Origin of the sequence: Chryseobacterium sp. MMS23-Vi53 (assembly GCF_047651245.1) — a bacterium.
Lineage (GTDB): Bacteria > Bacteroidota > Bacteroidia > Flavobacteriales > Weeksellaceae > Chryseobacterium.
Window position 1 is genome coordinate 3,093,357 of sequence record NZ_CP180265.1, and the last position, 21,068, is coordinate 3,114,424.

At 33.8% G+C, this 21,068-nt stretch carries 16 protein-coding genes and 2 pseudogenes; 10 read left to right on the plus strand and 8 right to left on the minus strand.

Annotated features, from left to right (window positions below; all coding sequences use genetic code 11):
• The first annotated feature begins 441 nt into the window (after positions 1-441).
• From ACKX2A_RS13855 to ACKX2A_RS13895, 9 genes are all read left to right on the plus strand, one after another.
• Positions 442-1,233 carry a sensor histidine kinase gene (locus tag ACKX2A_RS13855; protein ID WP_415325341.1) on the plus strand — a complete coding sequence of 264 codons (792 nt, stop codon included), beginning with the start codon at positions 442-444 and terminating at the stop codon, positions 1,231-1,233.
• Positions 1,234-1,365: 132 nt separating this feature from the next.
• Positions 1,366-1,692, plus strand: coding sequence for a hypothetical protein (locus ACKX2A_RS13860; RefSeq protein WP_415325342.1), 327 nt, complete (start codon positions 1,366-1,368; stop codon positions 1,690-1,692).
• Between the two features lie 199 nt (positions 1,693-1,891).
• Positions 1,892-3,184 (plus strand): phosphopyruvate hydratase, encoded by a 1,293-nt coding sequence (eno, locus tag ACKX2A_RS13865; protein WP_415325343.1) that lies wholly within the window; start codon positions 1,892-1,894, stop codon positions 3,182-3,184.
• 89 nt (positions 3,185-3,273) lie between these two features.
• Positions 3,274-4,560: a citrate synthase gene (locus tag ACKX2A_RS13870; RefSeq protein ID WP_415325344.1), complete on the plus strand. Its 1,287-nt coding sequence runs from the start codon at positions 3,274-3,276 to the stop codon at positions 4,558-4,560.
• An 823-nt stretch (positions 4,561-5,383) separates the two neighbouring features.
• Entirely contained in the window at positions 5,384-6,298 is a 915-nt protein-coding gene (locus ACKX2A_RS13875) for a dimethylarginine dimethylaminohydrolase family protein (protein WP_415325345.1), read from the plus strand.
• Positions 6,299-6,421: 123 nt separating this feature from the next.
• Entirely contained in the window at positions 6,422-6,823 is a 402-nt protein-coding gene (locus ACKX2A_RS13880; protein ID WP_415325346.1) for a four helix bundle protein, read from the plus strand.
• 105 nt (positions 6,824-6,928) lie between these two features.
• Entirely contained in the window at positions 6,929-7,852 is a 924-nt protein-coding gene (gene ctlX / locus ACKX2A_RS13885; protein WP_415325347.1) for a citrulline utilization hydrolase CtlX, read from the plus strand.
• Positions 7,853-7,896: 44 nt separating this feature from the next.
• The gene (locus ACKX2A_RS13890) at positions 7,897-9,651 is read left to right on the plus strand and encodes a discoidin domain-containing protein (protein WP_415325348.1); all 1,755 of its coding nucleotides are present in this window, start codon (positions 7,897-7,899) and stop codon (positions 9,649-9,651) included.
• Between the two features lie 214 nt (positions 9,652-9,865).
• Entirely contained in the window at positions 9,866-11,083 is a 1,218-nt protein-coding gene (locus ACKX2A_RS13895; RefSeq protein ID WP_415325349.1) for a serine hydrolase domain-containing protein, read from the plus strand.
• A 7-nt stretch (positions 11,084-11,090) separates the two neighbouring features.
• Here ACKX2A_RS13895 and ACKX2A_RS13900 read toward each other — a convergent pair whose 3' ends face one another.
• The 7 genes and pseudogenes from ACKX2A_RS13900 to recJ all read right to left on the minus strand — a co-directional run bounded on the left by ACKX2A_RS13900 (position 11,091) and on the right by recJ (position 18,186).
• Positions 11,091-11,396 carry a hypothetical protein gene (locus ACKX2A_RS13900; protein WP_415325350.1) on the minus strand — a complete coding sequence of 102 codons (306 nt, stop codon included), beginning with the start codon at positions 11,394-11,396 and terminating at the stop codon, positions 11,091-11,093.
• Positions 11,375-11,965 (minus strand): alpha/beta hydrolase fold domain-containing protein, encoded by a 591-nt coding sequence (locus tag ACKX2A_RS13905; protein WP_415325351.1) that lies wholly within the window; start codon positions 11,963-11,965, stop codon positions 11,375-11,377. Before ACKX2A_RS13905 ends, ACKX2A_RS13900 begins: the two co-directional genes overlap by 22 nt.
• A 203-nt stretch (positions 11,966-12,168) precedes the next feature.
• Positions 12,169-14,424 (minus strand): TonB-dependent receptor domain-containing protein, encoded by a 2,256-nt coding sequence (locus tag ACKX2A_RS13910; protein WP_415325352.1) that lies wholly within the window; start codon positions 14,422-14,424, stop codon positions 12,169-12,171.
• A gap of 331 nt (positions 14,425-14,755) precedes the next feature.
• Entirely contained in the window at positions 14,756-15,094 is a 339-nt protein-coding gene (locus tag ACKX2A_RS13915) for a DUF3817 domain-containing protein (RefSeq protein WP_415325353.1), read from the minus strand.
• Positions 15,095-15,099: 5 nt separating this feature from the next.
• Positions 15,100-15,888, minus strand: coding sequence for a hypothetical protein (locus ACKX2A_RS13920; RefSeq protein WP_415325354.1), 789 nt, complete (start codon positions 15,886-15,888; stop codon positions 15,100-15,102).
• A gap of 2 nt (positions 15,889-15,890) precedes the next feature.
• Positions 15,891-16,474 (minus strand): annotated as a pseudogene (gene nadD, locus ACKX2A_RS13925) (nicotinate (nicotinamide) nucleotide adenylyltransferase).
• A pseudogene (recJ, locus tag ACKX2A_RS13930) lies at positions 16,475-18,186 on the minus strand (single-stranded-DNA-specific exonuclease RecJ).
• A gap of 175 nt (positions 18,187-18,361) precedes the next feature.
• Between recJ and ACKX2A_RS13935 the strand changes: the two are divergent.
• A complete protein-coding gene (locus ACKX2A_RS13935) occupies positions 18,362-19,342 on the plus strand; it encodes a T9SS type A sorting domain-containing protein (RefSeq protein WP_415325355.1) in 981 nt (326 codons plus the stop codon).
• Between the two features lie 79 nt (positions 19,343-19,421).
• Here the strand turns inward: ACKX2A_RS13935 and ACKX2A_RS13940 are convergent, their stop codons facing one another.
• Positions 19,422-21,044, minus strand: a complete 1,623-nt coding sequence (locus ACKX2A_RS13940; protein ID WP_415325356.1) for an ABC-F family ATP-binding cassette domain-containing protein — start codon at positions 21,042-21,044, stop codon at positions 19,422-19,424.
• Positions 21,045-21,068: the final 24 nt, after the last annotated feature.

Below are 21,068 nucleotides of genomic sequence, written 5' to 3' on the forward strand. Positions count from 1 at the left end.
ATAATATTTATATTTTATTTTGTACGTTATTTTTTCTTTTTTATTTTAATCGGAACCAAGATAAATTTCTGGTAAAGCTAAATACAATTGTTTTTGTGATTTTCACTATAATTTTTTTGTGTTTTATTTTTAAAAATTATCAGGAAGTGAATCAGACGATAGGAATTTCTTTTTCATTGGTATACATTGCCTACTGTCTTATTTGGTTCTACGGAAAGTTAAAAAATCCGGATGAAAAAATTATAATGGATGATCCGAAATTTTGGGTGTCTTGTGGACTTTTATTTTGGGGTGTTTTTTTTATTTTAAGAATTATTCCAAGATATTTGTTTAACGAGTTTGACAATAAAGTTTTAATTGTTTCTCAATCCTTCTTTTTTGTGATTAATATTCTTTTTTATATTTCATTTTATATTTCATTATTAAAATACAACAAAAAGTATGATTGATGACGAAAACTTAAATGAGATAAAATTAACCTACATCATTATAACAATTGTAATGTTATTTTTTGTTGTATTCATTATTTTCGTTGTTTTAATGTATAATAGAAGGCAACAATTACATCTTAAGGAACAACAACTTAAAGAATCCGAACACCAAAACCAGCTCCTCCAAAAAGAATTGGAAAAACAAAAATCAATCGAACAAGAGCGAGAACGAATTTCCCATGACATGCACGACGATCTCGGAGCAGGAATTTCAGCATTAAAATTACAAGCAGAATTTTTAAAACAACGAGCGGAAGACGATGATTTAAAAAACGACATCGATGAACTCCTGAAAACCTCCGAAGAAATGAACCTTTCGATGAGAGAAATGCTTTGGAGTCTGAACTCAGGAAACGATACATTGGGAAGTTTTATGGATTATTCTAAAATTTATGCACAGAATTTCCTCAAGAAAACGAAAATTCAATTGAGTATTGAAGAAGAAAATGTGGTTTCCGAAACTATGATTACGACCGAACAAAGACGCAATTTATTTCTATGCTTAAAAGAAGCTTTAAATAACGCTTACAAACACAGTCAATCCAATCAACTAAAACTTTCGTTTATCCAGAGGGATAAAGAATTCATGATGAAAATCTCTGACAACGGAATAGGAATCGATCATAAAAACTCCGAAGGAAATGGACTTCGCAATATGAAACGAAGAATGCAGGAACAAAACGGACATTGCGAAGTAACCACAAAAAACGGAACGCATTTGTTTTTTAGGATAGATTTATAATTAAATTTTAAACTTAAATAGAACAGCATCATTTTTTATGGTGCTGTTTTTTGTTGTGAGAATCAACTGTTTGTGTAATTGATTTGAAAGGTTTTTAATATGAACTTTGAAATAATTATAAAACAGGTAATCATGGAAACTACTACAATTAACGAAAGTATTGAACGACTTGAAGTGCCTTTAAAAAATTCTTCTAACGGACAGGAATATAAAGTCAACCGTTTTGAAGCGAAAAAGAATATTGAAAGGAAAAATCCAAAAGAAACTGATTCTTGGATTTATAGGATTATTGTAATGATGTTAGGTTTTTCGATTATCCTTATTATTGCTGCATTGTTTGTGTTGACTCTGAACGGTAGCAATATTAAAGAAAATCAACTGATTACAATTTTTGCAACAATTTCTTCCGGAGCGATCGGTGCACTTGCAGGATTGCTGACCCCATCACCGAAAAAATAATATTCCTTTGGCATAAAAGCAAAATTAAATTCCAAAAGCTCTTGAAATTCTGGAGCTTTTGCTTTGGGTACATTTAAAATTATCGTTACCTCAAAATTAACTAAAATTTAACTCAGAATAAACGTATAAATTAGCGTTCCGTTGCTTTCAAAAGTTAAAAATTGATTAAATTTGTCTGAACTATAAAAAAATAAGAGCAATGAGTAGCATTTCTTACATAGAAGCGAGACAAATTTTGGATTCAAGAGGGAATCCGACAATCGAAGTAGATGTATTCACGGAGAGTGGTGCGATGGGACGTGCTGCTGTACCTTCCGGAGCTTCTACCGGGGAACACGAGGCAGTTGAGTTGCGTGATGGTGGTTCAGAATACCTTGGGAAAGGAGTTTTGAAGGCTGTTGAAAACGTAAAAGAAGAGATTTTCCCTGAATTGGTTGGTGCTTCTGTTTTCGAACAAAACTGGATCGATCAGACAATGATTAATCTTGATGGTACTAAAAACAAAGGAAATTTAGGTGCGAATGCAATCTTAGGTGTTTCTTTGGCTGTTGCTAAAGCTGCTGCTAATGAATTAAGAATGCCTTTATATAAATATGTAGGTGGTGTAAATGCAAACACGCTTCCTGTTCCGATGATGAACGTTATCAACGGTGGTTCTCACTCAGATGCGCCGATCGCGTTTCAGGAATTTATGGTAATGCCGGTAAAAGCAGATTCTTTCTCTCACGCATTGAGAAAAGGAACTGAAATCTTCCACAACCTAAAAGCTATTCTTCACTCAAGAGGTCTTTCTACTGCGGTAGGTGATGAAGGTGGTTTTGCTCCAACTTTCAAAGGAACTGAGGATGCTTTGGATACTTTACTTCAGGCTATCGAAAAAGCTGGCTACAAGCCGGGTGACGATGTAATGATCGCGTTAGACTGTGCAGCTTCAGAATTCTATAAAGACGGAGTTTACGATTACAGAAAATTCCAGACTCCAGATGCAGCTCAATTTACAAGCAGCGAGCAGGTTTCTTACTTAGCTGAATTGGCAAACAAATATCCAATTATCTCTATCGAAGATGGTATGCAGGAAAACGATTGGGAAGGATGGAAAATGTTAACTGAAAAAATCGGTGACAGAGTACAATTAGTAGGAGACGACTTATTCGTAACAAATGTTGAAAGATTATCAAGAGGGGTTAAAGAAGGAATCGCGAACTCCATTTTGGTAAAAGTAAACCAAATTGGTTCTCTTTCTGAAACAATGGCTGCGGTACAAATGGCTCAGCACAACAAGTTTACTTCAGTAATGTCTCACAGATCAGGAGAAACTGAAGATGCTACAATCGCTGACTTAGCAGTAGCCATGAACTGCGGACAGATTAAAACAGGATCTGCTTCAAGATCAGACAGAATGGCGAAGTACAACCAATTGTTGAGAATTGAGGAAGCTTTAGGCGAAACTGCAATTTTCCCAGGTTTGGAAGCTTTTAAAATCAAAAGATAATTAATCGAATTTATAAATAACGGCAAGCGAATTTTTAGTTTGCCGTATTTTGTAATAAGTAGTATATTTAGAAAAAAATAAATTAAATAATGTCAGACAACAAAGTAATATTGAATTACGCAGGTAATTCGTATGAATATCCTATCGTAGATAGTACTATCGGAGACAGAGGGATCGATATTTCAAAATTAAGAGACCAGACAGGTTTAATCACATTAGATTTAGGTTACAAGAACACCGGAGCTACTCTTAGTGACATCACTTACTTAGACGGAGACAAAGGAGAATTATTCTACAGAGGTTATCCAATCGAGCAGATTGCTGAGAAATCTAACTTCACAGAGGTAATGTACCTTCTATTACACGGAGAATTACCAACTCAAGATCAATTCAATACCTTCAACGGTAACATCAAAAAATATAATTTCGTAGCAGAGGAGATGAAAAAAATCATCGATGCTTTCCCTCGTTCTGCTCACCCAATGGGAGTTTTATCTACTTTAACATCTGCTTTAACGGCTTTCAACCCAAAAGCTGTTAACGTAAATTCTAAAGAAGAAATGGATCTTGCTGCAGAATTGCTTATTGCTAAATTTGCTCACCTTGCGGCTTGGACTTACAGAAAAACTTTAGGTCTTCCATTGAACCATGGAGATAACAGCCTAAACTATGTAGAAAACTTCTACAAAATGGCTTTCAGATTACCAAACGAAGAGTTTGAAATCAACCCTGTGGTAACTCAGGCTTTAGATAAATTATTAATTCTTCACGCAGATCACGAACAAAATTGTTCTACATCTACAGTAAGAATGGTAGGTTCTGCTCACACAGGTCTTTTTGCATCTGTTTCTGCTGGTATTTCTGCGCTTTGGGGACCACTTCACGGTGGTGCAAACCAAGCGGTTATCGAAATGCTTGAGCTTATCGAAAAAGATGGAGGTGATGTATCTAAATATGTTGCTAAAGCTAAAGACAAAAACGATAGCTTCCGTCTAATGGGATTCGGACACAGAGTATACAAAAACTTCGATCCAAGAGCGAAAATTATTAAAAAAGCTGCAGATGATTTATTAGAAGCATTAGGAATTGAAGATAAGGCTCTTGATATTGCAATGCAGTTAGAAAAAGTTGCTCTTGAAGACGAGTACTTCATCGAAAGAAAATTATATCCAAACGTAGATTTCTATTCTGGAATCATCTACAGAGCATTAGGAATTCCTACAGAAATGTTCACAGTAATGTTTGCATTGGGAAGACTTCCTGGATGGATTGCTCAATGGAAAGAAATGAGATTAAAAGGAGATCCGATCGGAAGACCAAGACAGGTTTATCAAGGAGCTCAGCAAAGAGATTATATCGATATCTTAAACAGATAATATTCGATTTAAAATAAAATCAAAACCCAAAGTTTTTCTTTGGGTTTTTTTATTTTGATGAAAATAATTAAATTAAAGTATGGAAAGCGAGAAATTAAATTCAGTAAAAAATACATTGCGAATTAATATCGTTTTGTACTTTGTGTTAAACAGGCGAGTCCTTTAAGTTCATTATTCCGTGGAACATTTGTTCCTGCATAATTGATTGTAAGTATAATTACAATTTGGTACTTCGTAAAAGGATTGAGAAGTGTTAAGGAATAATTTATTCAGATTTTGTAAATATTGATTATTTTTCAAATAAAAAAATAAAACCTGCCTATGAAAGCAGGTTTTTGGTGTCTAATTTTAGTTATGGGCATTGACATCTGTCGCAGGTGTACAGACTACAAGCCCCATTTTCGTCCCATTCGCAGCAACGTCTCGCTACAGACGCGCCTCCAATGATTGTTTTTTGCTCCTCTCGGTTTAATTTTTGTGCCTTTTTCAGCACAGGATTTTTTGCATTCATGATGTTGATGTTTTGATTGTGAATAGTTTAAGTTTTAATTTCGGCCGAAATTATATCACTAATATATGAATTTTAATCCTCTTTCAATTAAATTTTAATGATAAATTATTCAGAAACAATATGTTGTGAATAAAATTATCTGTAAAAAGCCTTTATTTAAGCAATTAAATAGATAAGTCTACCAATGAGCTTGAGTAAAAAACTATAATAAGTGGAATTTGCAGAATAAAATTCAAGTATAATGCTAAAAACAGTACAAAAGTTTCCTAAATACAGACCTTTACTTATATTTGTAGAATTGCATAAATCTTTATGAAACTAAACATTAAAAACGAAACGGGAAGGCTGAAAACAGTGGTGTTAGGTCAGCCCAATTCAATGGGATCGGTTCCGACTTTGGAGGAAAGTTATGACGCAAAGTCTTATTACTCAATAGAAAATAATATTTACCCTGTAGAAGCGGATATCATCAATGAGATGAATGCCTTCGAAGCGGTTTTGAAAAAATATGACGTAGAAGTTCTTCGTCCAAGCATTATAAAAGATTACAATCAGGTTTTCGCGAGAGACGTAGCGTTTGTTATTGATGATAAAATGATTATTTCAAACGTCATTGCTGACAGAGCAGACGAACAGGAAGCTTATAAAAAAGTTTTCGAAAAAGTGGCTTGGAGAAAAATCATCAACCTTCCGGAAACAGCACACATTGAAGGAGGAGATGTAATTGTCTGGGATGATTTTCTTTTTATTGGAACATGTTTTAGCGAAGATTACAGAAGCTATAAAACAGCCAGAACAAATGAATACGCCATCGAAATTCTTAAGGAATATTTTCCAAAAAAGAGAATCATTGATCTTGAATTAAAGAAAAACGATAAGATTCCATACGAAGGAATTTTGCATTTAGATTGTACATTCAACCCTATTGGAAAAGATAAATGTATAATTTATAAAGACGGTTTTGTGGATGAAAGCGATTATCGTTTAATCATCGATATTTTTGGAGAAGAAAATTGTTTCCACGTAACAGCGGAAGAAATGTTCGAAATGGTTCCGAATGTTTTCTCAATTTCTCCTGAAGTTGTGGTATCAGATAAAGCTTTCAAAAGAATGAACAATCATTTAAGAGACGAATGGGGAATGACGGTGGAAGAAATTCCTTACAGAGAAATTTCCAAAATGGGAGGTTTGTTGAGATGTTCTACGATGCCGCTTGTGAGAGAGTAGTTGAATGGGTGAGTGTAGGAGCGTGATAGAGTTTTAGAGTTGGAGAGTTTTTGAGTTAGAGCGGAGAAGAATTTTAATGTTGAGTTGCTTGTATTTTTTCTATTTTAGTTTAAAAATACAAAGATGTCGACAATTAAATTTCACCAAGATTTAAAGGTGTTTCAAAAGTCAATAGAATTTGCTATGATCATTTTTGAACTCACAAAATCTTTTCCTAAAGAAGAACTTTATTCTCTTACAGATCAAATAAGACGTTCATCTAGATCGGTTTCAGCAAATATCAGTGAAGCTTGGGGGAAAAGAAAATATGAAAAATCTTTTGTTGCCAAACTCACGGACTCAGAAGGTGAAGCAAGAGAAACACAAACGTGGCTTTTGTACGCATGGAAATGCAATTATATAAATGAAGAACAATTTATTAAATTAAACAAACAATACAATCAAATAATCGGGATGTTGGTAAATATGATGAGTCAGTCGCAAAGTTGGTGTACATTTTCATCAATCAATAAAGAAGAAAAATAACTTTGCACTAGAACACTAGAACACTAGAACACTAGAACACTAGAACACTAGAACACTAGAACACTCAGACTCTCAAACCCAAAAACACCCTCAAACTCAAAGAAGATGCAGACAACAGATACAGTATTAATGATAGAGCCGATTGCATTCGGTTTTAATGAAGAAACAGCAAAAAATAATTATTTTCAGGTTGAACAAAAAGGTTTTGATATTCAATTTAAAGCATTAACGGAATTCAAAGCATTTGTCGAAAAACTGAGAAATAAAGGAATTAATGTGATCACGATTAAAGATACATTAGATCCACACACTCCGGATTCTATTTTCCCGAATAACTGGGTAAGTTTCCATAAAGATGGGAAAGTAGTGTTATATCCCATGTTTGCTTCCAATAGAAGAGTGGAAAGAAGGGAAGATATTATTGAAACAATCAAAGATCAAGGATTCGAAGTTTCTGAAATTGATGATTGGTCTTTACCTGAAATTCAGGGACACTTTTTGGAAGGAACAGGAAGTATGATTTTCGATCATGATAACAAAATTGCCTACGGTTCTGTCTCTTTAAGATTGGATGAAAAATTATTCAGAGAATTTTGTGAAAAATACGGCTTTACACCGATTGTTTTTCATTCATTCCAAACAGTGGGAACGGAAAGACTTCCGATTTATCATACCAATGTAATGATGTGTGTTGCCGATAAATTTGTTGTCATCTGTTTAGATTGCATCGACAACGAATTGGAAAGAAGCAAAGTCGTTGAAACCATCAAAAATTCAGGAAAAGAAATCATCGAAATTTCAGAAGAACAAATGCAGCAGTTTGCAGGAAATATGCTTCAGGTTCAGAATAGGGATGGTGAAAAATTTCTTGTAATGAGTGAAACTGCTTATAAATCTTTAACTTCCGAGCAGGTTTCAAATATCGAAAAATATTGCGAAATTATTTATTCGGATCTGAATACAATCGAAGTAAATGGAGGTGGAAGCGCACGTTGTATGCTCGCTGAGGTTTTCTTGCCAAAGAAATAAAACAACTTTAAATATTATAAATAGGGATGGAAATGAAAATGATTATGAAACAAAAGTTAATGCTATTGATGGCTTTCCTGCCATTCTTATTTAGTGCTCAACAGAAAACATTCTGTAATCCGATCAACATCGATTACGGATACACGCCTTTTAAAAATTTTTCAACTCAGGGAAGGCACCGTGCGACGGCAGATCCTGTAATTGTAAATTTTAAGAATAAATTATTCCTTTTTTCAACCAATCAGGAAGGATACTGGTATAGTGATGATATGCTCGACTGGAAATTTGTGAAAAGAAAATTCCTTAGAGATAACAAATACCAGCACGATCTGAATGCACCCGCAGTTTGGGCGATGAAAGATACGCTGTATGTTTTCGGCTCAACCTGGGAGCAGGATTTCCCGATCTGGAAAAGTACAAATCCTACAAAAGATGATTGGCATATCGCGGTTGATACCTTAAAAGTTGGCGCTTGGGATCCTGCTTTTCATTACGATGAAGACAAAAATAAATTGTATCTGTATTGGGGATCGAGCAACGAATGGCCTTTATTAGGAACTGAAGTGAAAGTTAAAACTTTACAGTCAGAAGGTTTTGTGAAGCCAATTATAAGATTAAAGCCAGAAGATCACGGTTGGGAAAGATTTGGGGAATACAATGACAATGTTTTCTTACAGCCATTTGTGGAGGGAGCATGGATGACGAAGCACAACGGAAAATATTACATGCAATACGGAGCTCCGGCAACGGAATTCAGTGGATATTCTGATGGAGTTTATGTAAGCAATAATCCTTTGGAAGGCTTTGAATATCAGCAGCACAACCCGTTTTCTTATAAGCCGGGAGGATTTGCGAGAGGAGCGGGACATGGTGCAACATTCGAAGATAATTACAAAAACTGGTGGCATATTTCGACAATTTTTATTTCAACTAAAAATAATTTTGAAAGAAGATTGGGTATCTGGCCAGCCGGATTTGATAAAGATGATGTGATGTACACCAACACGGCTTACGGCGATTATCCGACTTTCTTACCTCAATTTGCACAGGGAAAAGATTTTTCTAAAGGACTTTTTGCAGGTTGGATGTTGCTGAATTATAACAAACCGGTTCAGGTTTCATCGACATTGGGAGGTTATCAACCAAACTTGGCTGTTGATGAAGATATTAAAACCTATTGGAGTGCAAAAACAGGAAATGCAGGAGAGTGGTTTCAGACAGATTTAGGGGAAGTTTCTACCATTAATGCCATTCAGATTAATTATGCAGATCAGGATGCTGAGTTTTTAGGAAAGACTTTCGGTAAAATGCATCAGTATAAAATTTATGGTTCCAATGACGGTAAGAAATGGAGCGTAATTGTTGATAAAAGTAAAAATACAAAAGACGTTCCTCATGATTATATCGAACTTGAAAAACCTGCCAAAGCAAGATTCCTGAAAATGGAAAACTTAAAAATGCCAACAGGAAAATTTGCATTAAGTGGTTTCAGAGTGTTCGGAAAAGGAGATGGAGCTGCCCCGAAAAAGGTGGAAGAGTTTGTGCCATTAAGATCTGATCCCAAAAAATACGGGGAAAGAAGAAGTATCTGGATGAAATGGAAGCAGAATCAGGATGCCGATGGGTACGTAATTTATTGGGGTAAATCTCCGGATAAATTGTACGGAAGCATCATGGTTTACGGAAAAAATGAATATTTCTTCACCGGCGCCGACAGAACGGATGCCTACTATTTCCAGATCGAAGCGTTCAACGCAAATGGAATTTCGGAAAGAACGGAAGTTTTTAAATCGGAATAAGAAAATTTTAATTAAAGATATAAAACCTCAGAAATATAATGTTTTTGGGGTTTTCTTTTGGGTTTGTTTTATTGCTGTTTTCCAACAAATAAGTTCAAAAATTAATACAATAAATCTTTATTTTAAATAAAATTTAAATACATAATCCCGCTTCTTTGAAATATTTATAAAAAATAACGAAATTAGCAACATAAATAAATCGAAATAGTAAACTATGAAAAAACTCAAACTTCTGTCTCTTTCGTTGTGTCTACCTTTCATTTTTGCGGGTTGTAGTGACAATGAATCAGAAAAAGATTATCAGCTTGAATTAGACGGGGCCGTGAAAAATATTCACAGCAATCTTCAGACAGCATTAAATACGAATGTTCCTTCTCTAAGTGTTTATGTTGTTTCTCCGAAAGGAACTTATTTTAGTACGGTAAAAGGAACGAACGGAACAGCAGTAACACCAACAACTTATTTCCGTTTTGCAAGTAATACGAAAAACTTTACTTCAACCGCTATTTTAAAAATGATGCAGGACGGTTGGTTGAATCTCGATGATAAAATCACTCAAAATATTCCAGGAACAACGGTTCCTTACACGCCGGATGTTGCAGACTGGAATTTTCCGCATAAAAATGAAATCACTATTCGTCAGATTTTGCAGCATAATGCAGGAATTTATGATCTTACCAATGACACATCACAATACAATATCGGTGGTGAAACTTACGCAGATCATATGATGGAAACCAACCCTGATTTTCAGTTTTCGGCTTCAGATTATGCTAAAGTTTTAAAAGATCAGAACCTTACTTATGGTTCGCCGAACACCGTTTATCATTACTCAAATACGGGCTATACGATTTTAAGTGAAATTATTGCGAGGGTATATTCTCAGAAAATCAACTCAACGAAAACTTACGGTGATTATATGTATGATAAAATTGTTGGACCAAGTGCAAAAGTTCCTTTGGCGATTAAATTTCCGGAACTGGCTTCTGATAAGCAATTGCCATCACCTTATGTAAAAGGTCTGATAAAATATACAGATCACGAAGAAATTACAGATCTTAAAAATGCAAGTGCGCACATCGGCGAAGGAAACGGATTGGGAACAATGGTGACATTAACGACTTATATCAGAAGTTTGTTTAAAGGTGAAAATGTATTGTATGCTTCAAGTGCTGAGATGATGAGAACAAAAACAGGCGTGGCTACAACAAACGGTTATGGTTTGGGGTGTTCTAATTTTACAGGGATCGGTTATGGTCACAATGGGGCAACAGAAGGTTATTTGTCTATGATGGCTTATGATCCTAAATCTGATGTTTCTGTAATTGTTTTAATGCCTTTCTGGGATCTTAGCAGTAATGATAAGTTCACAAGATGTCTGAATACGCTGAATACGACCGCGATTGAAGCAAAGAGAACTCTGGGTTACTAAACTTTAGTTACGATAAAAAAACGCTTTGAGAAATCAGAGCGTTTATTTTTTTATCCACATTTTTTATAAACTGAACAATTTTATTAATTACAAAAGTTGAATTCGGTTCTTTTTCCCACGAAAGATGATTTCCATTAAATTCATATGATTCATTGTAAACTTCATTTTTAGTAAGAACAGAATTCAGAATTTTCTTTTGAGATAAAGGAACAACAGTATCATGAAGTCCGTAAAAAGACAGTGTAGAAGGTGAGTTTTGATTAATCCAATATGTAGGACTTCCAAAATCCATCAATGTTGTGTTTTTATCCACAATTTTGGATCAACCAAGTGTTTTTCAACAAAAGCATAATCATCATAATTTTTAAAGCCACGGTCATTGAGGTCTGCAGGTCCTACAATGTTCACAACCGCTTTTACTCTTTTATTTTTATCGGAATGATAAGCATAAAACATCGATAAATGTCCACCGGCACTGTTTCCGAGAAGAATGAATTTGGGTTTATATTTTAATTTTTTTTCGACAAGATTCATTACATTTTGTATGTCTTGTGTTTGATCGGGTAGAGCAAAATGTTTTTGTGAAGCCAACCTGTAATTCATGTTAACAAAAACATTTCTAGGGAACTTTTGCATTAATGAATAGGTGAAAAATGTGAGCTGAGATTTATTTCCACCTCGCCAACCACCACCGTGAATAATGATAAAAACATCTTTTTTAGGTTTGTTTCCAGGTATATAAATATCTATTTTCTGGTTAGGATCTTCACCGTAAGAAATATTTTGCTCAATTTTAAAAGTAGCATCTTTTCCAAGATCAATCGTTTTCCGACAGCTGGAAAATGTGATGAACAATAATAAAAGTAGTAGATTTTTTTTCATTTTCTATTAAGCCTTATTTATGTTTTGGTTAAAACCTGATTTTAATTTTTAATCTCCTTAAACGGGCTAAAGCCCTTTACTGTTGGAGCAAAGATTGTGCATATTTGTGAAAGAACTGGTGTTATTTTGTGTTTAAATAAAAAGAAAACCCGCCGAGAAATCGGCGAGTTACCACAAAATGATTTATATGAAGAATGATTGATTTATCTCGTTCTGTTTTTGATAGCGTCTGAAGCACTTTCGATGTCTCTTACTTTTTTCACTTTCTGATTTCCGAAATTATAAGTAATACTCACACTTAAGCTTCTTCTGTACATGTCGTTTTTGATGTAGTTGTAATTTCCGTTATCCTGACGATCCTCTATTTCTACAACGTTGGTTCTTAAGACATCATTTACATTCACTGCAAAAGTCCAGTCGTTCCAGTTTTTCTTGATGCTTAAATCTAAACTCATTAAGTTTTTCAACATTCCAAGCTCAATTTGCTGTTTATCAACATAGAAGAAATTTACACCTAAAAACCATGTTTTCTTTTTATCCAGACGAAGGGTGTTGTTACTTGTCACCACAAAACTTGTAGATTTTCTGTTGTTGATATAAGTGTCGAAAACCTCTCCGGTTGTAGGATCTGTATCCAATGTACCGTTGTTGATATTGTGCTGAACTCCGGCATTGAAATTCAATGTTAAATATTGTTTGAAAAGCGATTTTTGAACCCCAACCATTGCAGACATCTCTTGCTTATCTCCAAAATTCGTTCTGATGTAAGCCAATCTTACTCTTTCCATATTGTCTTTATCCATGTACGTTTTCTGTAACGGAACCTGAGTGATCTGATCTTTTTCGTACGTATGATTTAAAATCAAAAAGTAAGAGTTTTTATACATATAAGTCAGCTCCTGATTGTACGTTGAAGACGCTTTTACGAAAGGATTGTTTTGGGTGTAATTATCTTCTGTAATAATATTTTTTACAGGGTTTAGCTCCCAAAAGCTCGGTCTTCTCATTCTGCTCGAAAATGAATACGATAAATTATTCTTATCATTAATTGCATAATTGAAACTTAAATAAGGCAAAAGATTATTGTAATTTCTATCTATTTGTTGATAAGATTCTACCCCATCTTTCCAACTGTCGGCTGTTCCCAAGCTGTTTGTGATTTCATATCTTGCTCCTACTTTCCCTGAAAATTTATCAGAGAACTTTTTCTCAAAAGTTAAATAAACTCCGTAAATATTTTCATCATAAATAAAATGATTGAAATCTGATTTTGGATTTGGATTTACACTGTCAAGACTTCCGTCATCTTTAAAGAAATAGGTGAAATTCTTAGTGTCATTGTCAGTTTTGGTTTTATTGAAATTTCCACCTACAGAAACTGTGAAATCATTTTTGAATTTTTGGATATAATCCACTGTTCCTGAGAAGTTATTGATAATTTGGGGAATGTCCTGCGTTATAGTTTTTATTGGAGTTAAGCTTTCATTTAGAGTATTGTTTTTAGAAAACTGGAATCTTTTATAATTAAGATATGCCGCATTTACATTGAATTTACTTCCTAAAGAATCAAGTTTTATTTCATAATTTAAATTTACCGAGTTGTTGTAATTTCTCGCATCTTCTTTATTTTTTGTCCACGTATGGCTTGTCAGAAGCTGACCTGCATGTTTAGGATCAGGTTGTACCAGAGTATTATACAAATCAATTGTTGAATTATAGCTTTTATTTGCCCAAGAATTCCATGAAAGAGCTAAGTTACTTTTTTCAGTCAGTTGATAATCAATATTTAAATAGCCACCGATGTTTTTATTTGGATCGTCGATGTTTCCTACTGATTCATTTTTTACATCGCCAATTCCGTTTCTTAAAATATAAGATTGAGGTTGAATATTTTCACCACCGCTTAAATTTGCATTAATTCCCAGCTTATCTTTTCTATAATTCACCGAAAAACTTGCATTACTTGCGTTGTATTTATTCTGAGTATTAGACATTCTCATGTTTCCACTTGTCCCGTTACTCATTTTTTTCTTCAAGATAATATTGATGATTCCGTCCGAAGCTTCCACCTGATATTCGCTGCCGGGAACAGTAATTACTTCAATTTTCTGAATATTTTCTGCTGGAGTATTTTTTAAGAATTGAGTTAAAGATTCCGCATCCATATTGGTCTTTCTACCATTGATGAAGATTACTGCATTATTTTTTCCTACAATTTTTAAAGTCTTATCATCGGTTGTAGATAAAAGCGGAGTTTGTTTCAAAAGGTCGAAAGTTGTATTTCCTTTTGCTACGGGTGAAGCAGCTACATCATACACAAAACGGTCACTTTGTTTTTTGAAAACCTGTTTTGTTAAAGTTACACCTTCTATACTTTTTGTTTTTACTGAATCTTTTTTTTCCTGTGCGAAAGTTAATCCGCTAAAAAATATTGCTGCGATAAGGATGGTCGTTTTCATGATCTTATATTTTAGAGAGTTTAATAGCTTGTATTTGTTATTATTTAACATTGCAAAGATATATAATAAATTTAGTATCATGCAATACAAAGTACTTAAAATGTTTTTAAATAAAATTTAACTATTTGATTTTCAGGTATTAAAATTTTAAGTTAAATTTTCCACTTCAGTGGCTTTGTTACTTATTATGACAATTTTGGGCTAAAATCTGTTACATCTAAAATTGAAAAAAATAGATTTAAGAAATTATTTAATGAAAAATAGGAGATGAAATATTAGCAAAAGAAAAGTTTTAAGCAAAAAAAAGAACCTTTTTAGGTTCTTTTAATATTTATTCTCTATCGAAACGGGCAAGTTTTTTATCAATCCAAATTGTGGCAAAGGGAAAGAAGGCTGCGATTAAAGCAAAAACACTGTCTTCATCGTCCCAAATGTAGATCTTCCTGATCGAAGGTATAAACAGTAGGTAAAGCGTAAAAAATAATCCGTGAATGCTACCAATAGTACTGATGTATATGATGGGTAAAACACCCGTTGGATCCACACGGATCCAGGTCATCGCAGTAAAAAGAAAAAACCACGAAACTGCTTCTGCAAGGCAAATCTGCTTAAACCATCTGATGACTTTTTCCTGAGGATATTTTGAGAAAAATTGTTCTAAGAAATTCATTTTGGCTATTTATAATAAATTTTGAAGTATGTTTTTACTTCATATCTTGAATGTTCTATATTGACAAAGTTACGCGATTTAACAAAATATCTGATCTTTTTTTCGAAGTAAGGTATAAATTGTTTGTTATGATTATTATCAATATGATGAATAAAATTTTCTATATGTAGTTTTCGAGTATTATCGTCAAAAGCTAATTCTACTTCAGTGAAATTTACATTTTTTTCGTTCGAAACTTTATATCCTTTAGGATAAATAAAGTCTTTAAAAAAGTATTCATTTATTAATTTATCTTTAGAAAAATCATTTTCATCATAAAGTAATTCGAAGTTATCATTATATTTAAAAATGGCAGAAGGCTCGTTACTTATGTAATCTAAAAGTGATTTTTTAACAAGGTTATCAATAATTTCTTCACCAAATTTTTCTTTGGTAAATTGATTCATATATTGATAATAGCAAGCATTGTAAGAATACGTTCCGAAACAATTTCCCATCCATGTTCCACCCCAAATTACCCCAATTTTTTTTAAATAAGCTTCTAATTCTTTTTCAGCAGGAAAATCTGATCCATTTGGCGCTGCGATATTTATAAAATATTTATTAACTGTTTTTGATTCTTCAACAGCCTTTAAAGAATCCTTAGAACATTGTTCTTTTCGATATTTTAATATTTCTTGTACTCGCAGTTTGGCTTCAATTTCTCGTTGATTTTTAATAGAATCCTCAGAAACATTTTGTCCAAAAGCAAAAACTTGTGTACAGAAAAGAAAAAACAAATAAAATCTTATCATAACTATTTATAAAAACTACTCCCATCCAAATAGTCAAAAACTTCTGGTGGAAGCATAGGCCTCACATTTTTTCCTATTTTAATCATGTTTCGGATTTCGGTTGCAGACAACTCGATAACAGGAGCTTTAATTAGAGAAATATTTTCGTGCTGCAGATATTCAGAATCTTTTTTTTCACCCTCAAACATTCTTGGATAAACGATGATGTGATGATTTTTAATTAAAGTTTCAGAATTTTTCCACTTATGCAAACTTTCCAGATTGTCTTCTCCCATGATTAAACTAAAAGAATAATCTGGATATTTTTCATGAAGATAAGTAAGGGTATCAATGGTATAGCTTGGTTGAGGAAGCGAAAATTCTACATTGGAAGCGCGCATTTTCGGATAATTTTTCACAGCGAGCTGCACCATATCCAATCTGTTATGATCTTTCAGGAGAGATTTTTTTCTTTAAAAGGATTTTGCGGGCTTACAACAAACCACAACTCATCCATATCAGAATTTTCCAGAATATAATTCGCTAAAATAAGATGACCAATATGAATTGGATTAAAAGAACCGAAAAATAAACCTATTTTTTTCATTTAATCTCTAAACTTTACATCTTTAATGTTAAGATAATGCGTTACATTTCCCTTCCAGTGATTTTCTTCTAAGGTGAAAGCCAGATCGAAATTTTTAGTCTTGAAATCTTCTACAAATTGTCCTAATTTAAAACCAACACACTCAATATTTCTTCCGGTGGATTCCTGCTTGATGTAGAATTTAAGATGATTGTTATCTTTTCCCATCGTTTTTACATAACCGGAAAGCTTTTGATTCGTTAAAGTGAGAATTGGTTTCATATTGTGAGGTCCGAAAGGGCCTAATTTTCTGTGAAAATTGATAAATTCTCTGTTGATTTCGTCGATCGAAATTTCAGAATCTATCGTGATGGAAGGCTCTTTCTGATGGTCTTTGATCTTTTCGGAAACCACTCTTTCAAACTTTTCCTTGAAAGCTGCAAATTTATCTTTCTCCATCGAAAGTCCCGCTGCGGCATGGTGTCCTCCGAATTTTAAGAAATATTCGGAACACATATCAAGTGCTTCGTGAACATCAAAATCCGATACAGATCTTGCAGATGCAACCATTTCTCCATTGTTTCCATCGGTAAAAACCAGTGTCGGTTTGTAGTAAGTTTCAATAAGTCTTGAAGCTACAATTCCGATAACACCTTTGTTCCATTCAGGATGATAAACGATGGTTGTATATTTTGTTTCTTGCTGAGATTCAATAATTTGATTTAAAGCGGAAAGGGTGGAGTTCATGTCGAGTTCTCGTCTTTCATCATTCAGATTCATGATGTCGCTTACAATTTGGTGAGCGTGCTTTAAATTGTCTGAAACCATCAATTCAACGGCGGCTTTTCCATGCGAAATTCTTCCGGCTGCATTAATTTTTGGAGCAATTTCAAATACAATATTCGAAATTTCAAAATGAGAAAGCTTGTCTTCAGGAATTAATAATCTTAATCCTAAATTTCTTGTTTTTCTTAATATTTTTAAGCCCATTTTAGCCAAAACCCTATTTTCGCCAGTCATAGAAACGATATCTGCTGCGATAGAGATTGCTAAAAGGTCTGTTAATTCAAATAGTTCTGTTTCAGGAAGTTTGTAAATCGTATTTAAACCCTGACAAAGCTTAAAGCCGACTCCACAGCCGGAAAGCTCTTTAAAAGGATAACGGCAATCGCTTCTTTTGGGTCTAAAACGGCTACAGCATTGGGAATTTCGTCGCCGGGTAAATGGTGATCGCAAATGATAAAATCTATATCCAAGCTTTGCGCATAGCTGATCATATCCAAAGATTTGATTCCACAGTCTAAAGCAATGATTAATGAAAAACCATTCTCTTTGGCGAAATCAATTCCTTCTGTTGAAATTCCATATCCTTCAGAATTTCTGTCGGGAATATAATAATCTAAATACTTTTTCTGAACAATTTTGCTGAGGTACAGATACATCAATGCAACGGCTGTAGTTCCGTCTACATCGTAATCTCCGTACACCAATATTTTTTCGCCATTTTCAATCGCAGTTGCAATTCGCTCTACAGCTTTCTGCATATCTGCCATTAAAAAAGGGTTGTGAATATCGGTAAGGTTGGGTTTGAAAAACTCTCGTGCTTTTTGATAATTGTCAATCCCTCTCATAACGAGGAGTTTAGATTCGAAAGTTCCAAAACCAAGTGACGAACTCAATCCGTCCACAATTTCCTCATCGGGTTCGGGCTTATAAATCCATTTTTGACTCATTTCACAAAAATAGGGAATTTTTTAGAAAAAAATCTATTACTGATTTTGAATATTTGCTATTAAAACTTGAATAGATGTTGCAGAAATCAAAAAAAATGTTTCAAAATTTATTATTTCAAAAAATCTAAAGATTTTTAATAAAACTTGTTATATTTACAAATAAAACTTATAAACCGTGAAAAGTATACTTTTAAGTGGATTACTCATTTGTTCATTTTTTAATGCACAAAGTGTTCATTTTGAAAATTTTGAATCATTTAATTTAGGGAACCTTTCAGCTTCTACAAATGCCTTTGGGCAGAACAACAATTTCGTTGGTTACGGAAATGTGATTGATTATCAAATAACAAATATTGACTCTTGGCAGGGAAAATCTTTAGAAATTGCTACCAATGGTAATACTAGTGCTCATTTTGTAAGTAAGGAAATCAATGCGGCTATACCTCATTCAGGGAATACTTTATTGGTTGCAGACTATAGTTTTTATACAGGAAACATTGCGGGAACCGGAGGAATAAGTTTTACTCTTTCGAATCTTGATTCGAATTATATTTATCGCCCCGTAGTCTCTTTGTATTTTAGTGCTGTATCAGGAAAGTTTGAAGGGAGAGTCGCACTAATGCAAGGAAATAACAGGGTTATTAAGACGATACAATTTGGCAATAATTCTTATCCGCAAAATGTGTGGTTGAATGTTTCTTTATCTTATGATTTGATTTCTGGTGAATGTTTTTGGACTACTCCTGAAGGTAATTTTAGCTTAACGAATGCTCCTGCAGGATATGCTCTTCTTCCTAATCTTAATATTTCGCAATATGAAATGAGAATTACTTCGGATAATACTAATCTGAAAGCAGGTTTTGATAATATTAATATATATTATTCTGACAGTGTTTTGGCAACAAAAGAATTTACAAACTCTAATATCAAAAATAATCTAATAGTTTTTCCTAATCCGGCATCAGATTATTTATATTTAAAATCGAACCAAAAAATTACAGAAATGAAAATCTTTGATGTTTCTGGAAAGACGCTTTTATCGTTAAGCCAATCTGATCAAAAAATAGATATATCTGAATTAATAAAAGGAACTTACTTCCTTACAGTTAAAAATTCTGACGGAAGTTCATCAACACAAAAATTTATTAAAAAATAAAATTAGGTCTAACTCCAAAAAGGAAATAGCTACTCATTATCGGAGTAGCTATTTCCTTTATTACTAAAAAAGTAGATAATTAAGAATACATTTTCTCTCTTAATTCTTTCACTTTTTTATCAGCAAGATATTCATCGTAAGTCATTTCTCTGTCGATGATTCCGTTTGGAGTCAGTTCGATGATTCTGTTACAGACTGTTGAAAGCATTTCGTGGTCATGAGACGCCAGCAAAAGATTTCCTTTAAAGTTAGACAAAGAGTTGTTCAAAGTAGTGATACTTTCAAGGTCTAAGTGGTTTGTAGGTTCATCCAATAAAAGAATGTTTGCTTTCTGAAGCATCATTCTACTGAACATACATCTCATTTTTTCACCTCCTGAAAGTACTTTACAAGATTTCAAGGCTTCGTCACCTGAGAAAAGCATTCTTCCTAAAAATCCTCTTACGAATTCCTCGTGGCGCTCTTCATCATTTTTAGTAAATTGTCTTAACCAATCAACCAGACTAAGATCTTCCTGGAAGAAATTTGTATTGTCTAAAGGCATATGAGACTGGTTTGTAGTAACCCCCCAAGCAACAGTTCCTTTGTCTGCTTCTACATTTCCAGCCAAAATTTCGAAAAATTCTGTAATCGCCAATGAGTTTTTAGACAAAACAGCAACTTTATCTCCCTTTTTAAGGTTTAAATCGATGTTTGAAAATAATAATTCTCCGTCTTTTGTTTTCTCAAGACCTTTAACATCTAAGATCTGATCTCCCGCTTCTCTTTCCATTTCGAAAATGATTGCCGGATATCTTCTTGAAGATGGTTTGATATCATCGATGTTTAATTTATCGATCATTTTCTTTCTTGCAGTAGCCTGTTTAGCTTTTGCAACGTTTGAACTAAATCTTGCGATGAAATCCTGAAGTTCTTTCTTCTTTTCCTCCGCTTTTTTGTTAGCCTGAGCTCTTTGTCTCGTTGCTAACTGAGAAGCCTGATACCAGAAAGAGTAGTTACCTGTATAAAGATTCAATTTAGCATAATCTAAGTCACCGATGTGCGTACAAACGGTATCTAAGAAGTGACGGTCGTGAGATACAACAATTACTGTATTTTCATAATCAGCTAAGAAATCTTCCAGCCAAGAAATCGTATCGATATCAAGGTCGTTCGTAGGTTCATCCAAGATTAGTACATCCGGATTTCCGAAAAGTGCCTGAGCCAATAGAACTTTTACTTTGTCTTTGTTTTCAAGCTCACTCATCATTTGCCAGTGCATATCGTCTGTAATACCAACGTTTGAAAGCATGGTTTGTGCATCCGATTCTGCAGTCCAACCTCCCATTTCGTCGTAGATTACACCTAGTTCACCAGCTTTAATTCCGTCTTCATCAGAGAAGTCTTCTTTCGCATAAAGCGCGTCCATCTCTTCTTTTATCTCGAATAATTTCTTGTTACCTCTCAAAACAGCCTCAAGAACAGTAAATTGATCGTAAGCAAAGTGATCCTGCTCAAGAACTGACATTCTTTTTCCAGGTTCCAAAGATACGTGTCCTGTTGTTGGGTCTTGCTTTCCTGTTAATATTTTAAGGAATGTAGACTTTCCTGCACCATTTGCTCCGATAATCCCGTAGCAATTTCCTTTCGTAAACATAATGTTTACTTCGTCAAAAAGAACTCTTTTCCCGAATTGTAAAGATAAGTTAGATACTGTTAACATATAGTTTTGTAAATTTGGCGCAAA

Coding starts and splice junctions, on each gene's coding strand:
- ACKX2A_RS13870 (WP_415325344.1), top strand. CDS start 3,274: ATGTCAGACAACAAAGTAATATTGAATTACGCAGGTAATTCGTATGAA.
- ACKX2A_RS13880 (WP_415325346.1), top strand. CDS start 6,422: ATGTCGACAATTAAATTTCACCAAGATTTAAAGGTGTTTCAAAAGTCA.
- ACKX2A_RS13875 (WP_415325345.1), top strand. CDS start 5,384: ATGAAACTAAACATTAAAAACGAAACGGGAAGGCTGAAAACAGTGGTG.
- ACKX2A_RS13895 (WP_415325349.1), top strand. CDS start 9,866: ATGAAAAAACTCAAACTTCTGTCTCTTTCGTTGTGTCTACCTTTCATT.
- ACKX2A_RS13890 (WP_415325348.1), top strand. CDS start 7,897: ATGAAACAAAAGTTAATGCTATTGATGGCTTTCCTGCCATTCTTATTT.
- ACKX2A_RS13860 (WP_415325342.1), top strand. CDS start 1,366: ATGGAAACTACTACAATTAACGAAAGTATTGAACGACTTGAAGTGCCT.
- ACKX2A_RS13910 (WP_415325352.1), bottom strand. CDS start 14,424: ATGAAAACGACCATCCTTATCGCAGCAATATTTTTTAGCGGATTAACT.
- ACKX2A_RS13920 (WP_415325354.1), bottom strand. CDS start 15,888: ATGATAAGATTTTATTTGTTTTTTCTTTTCTGTACACAAGTTTTTGCT.
- ACKX2A_RS13940 (WP_415325356.1), bottom strand. CDS start 21,044: ATGTTAACAGTATCTAACTTATCTTTACAATTCGGGAAAAGAGTTCTT.
- ACKX2A_RS13915 (WP_415325353.1), bottom strand. CDS start 15,094: ATGAATTTCTTAGAACAATTTTTCTCAAAATATCCTCAGGAAAAAGTC.
- eno (WP_415325343.1), top strand. CDS start 1,892: ATGAGTAGCATTTCTTACATAGAAGCGAGACAAATTTTGGATTCAAGA.
- ctlX (WP_415325347.1), top strand. CDS start 6,929: ATGCAGACAACAGATACAGTATTAATGATAGAGCCGATTGCATTCGGT.
- ACKX2A_RS13905 (WP_415325351.1), bottom strand. CDS start 11,965: ATGAAAAAAAATCTACTACTTTTATTATTGTTCATCACATTTTCCAGC.
- ACKX2A_RS13855 (WP_415325341.1), top strand. CDS start 442: ATGATTGATGACGAAAACTTAAATGAGATAAAATTAACCTACATCATT.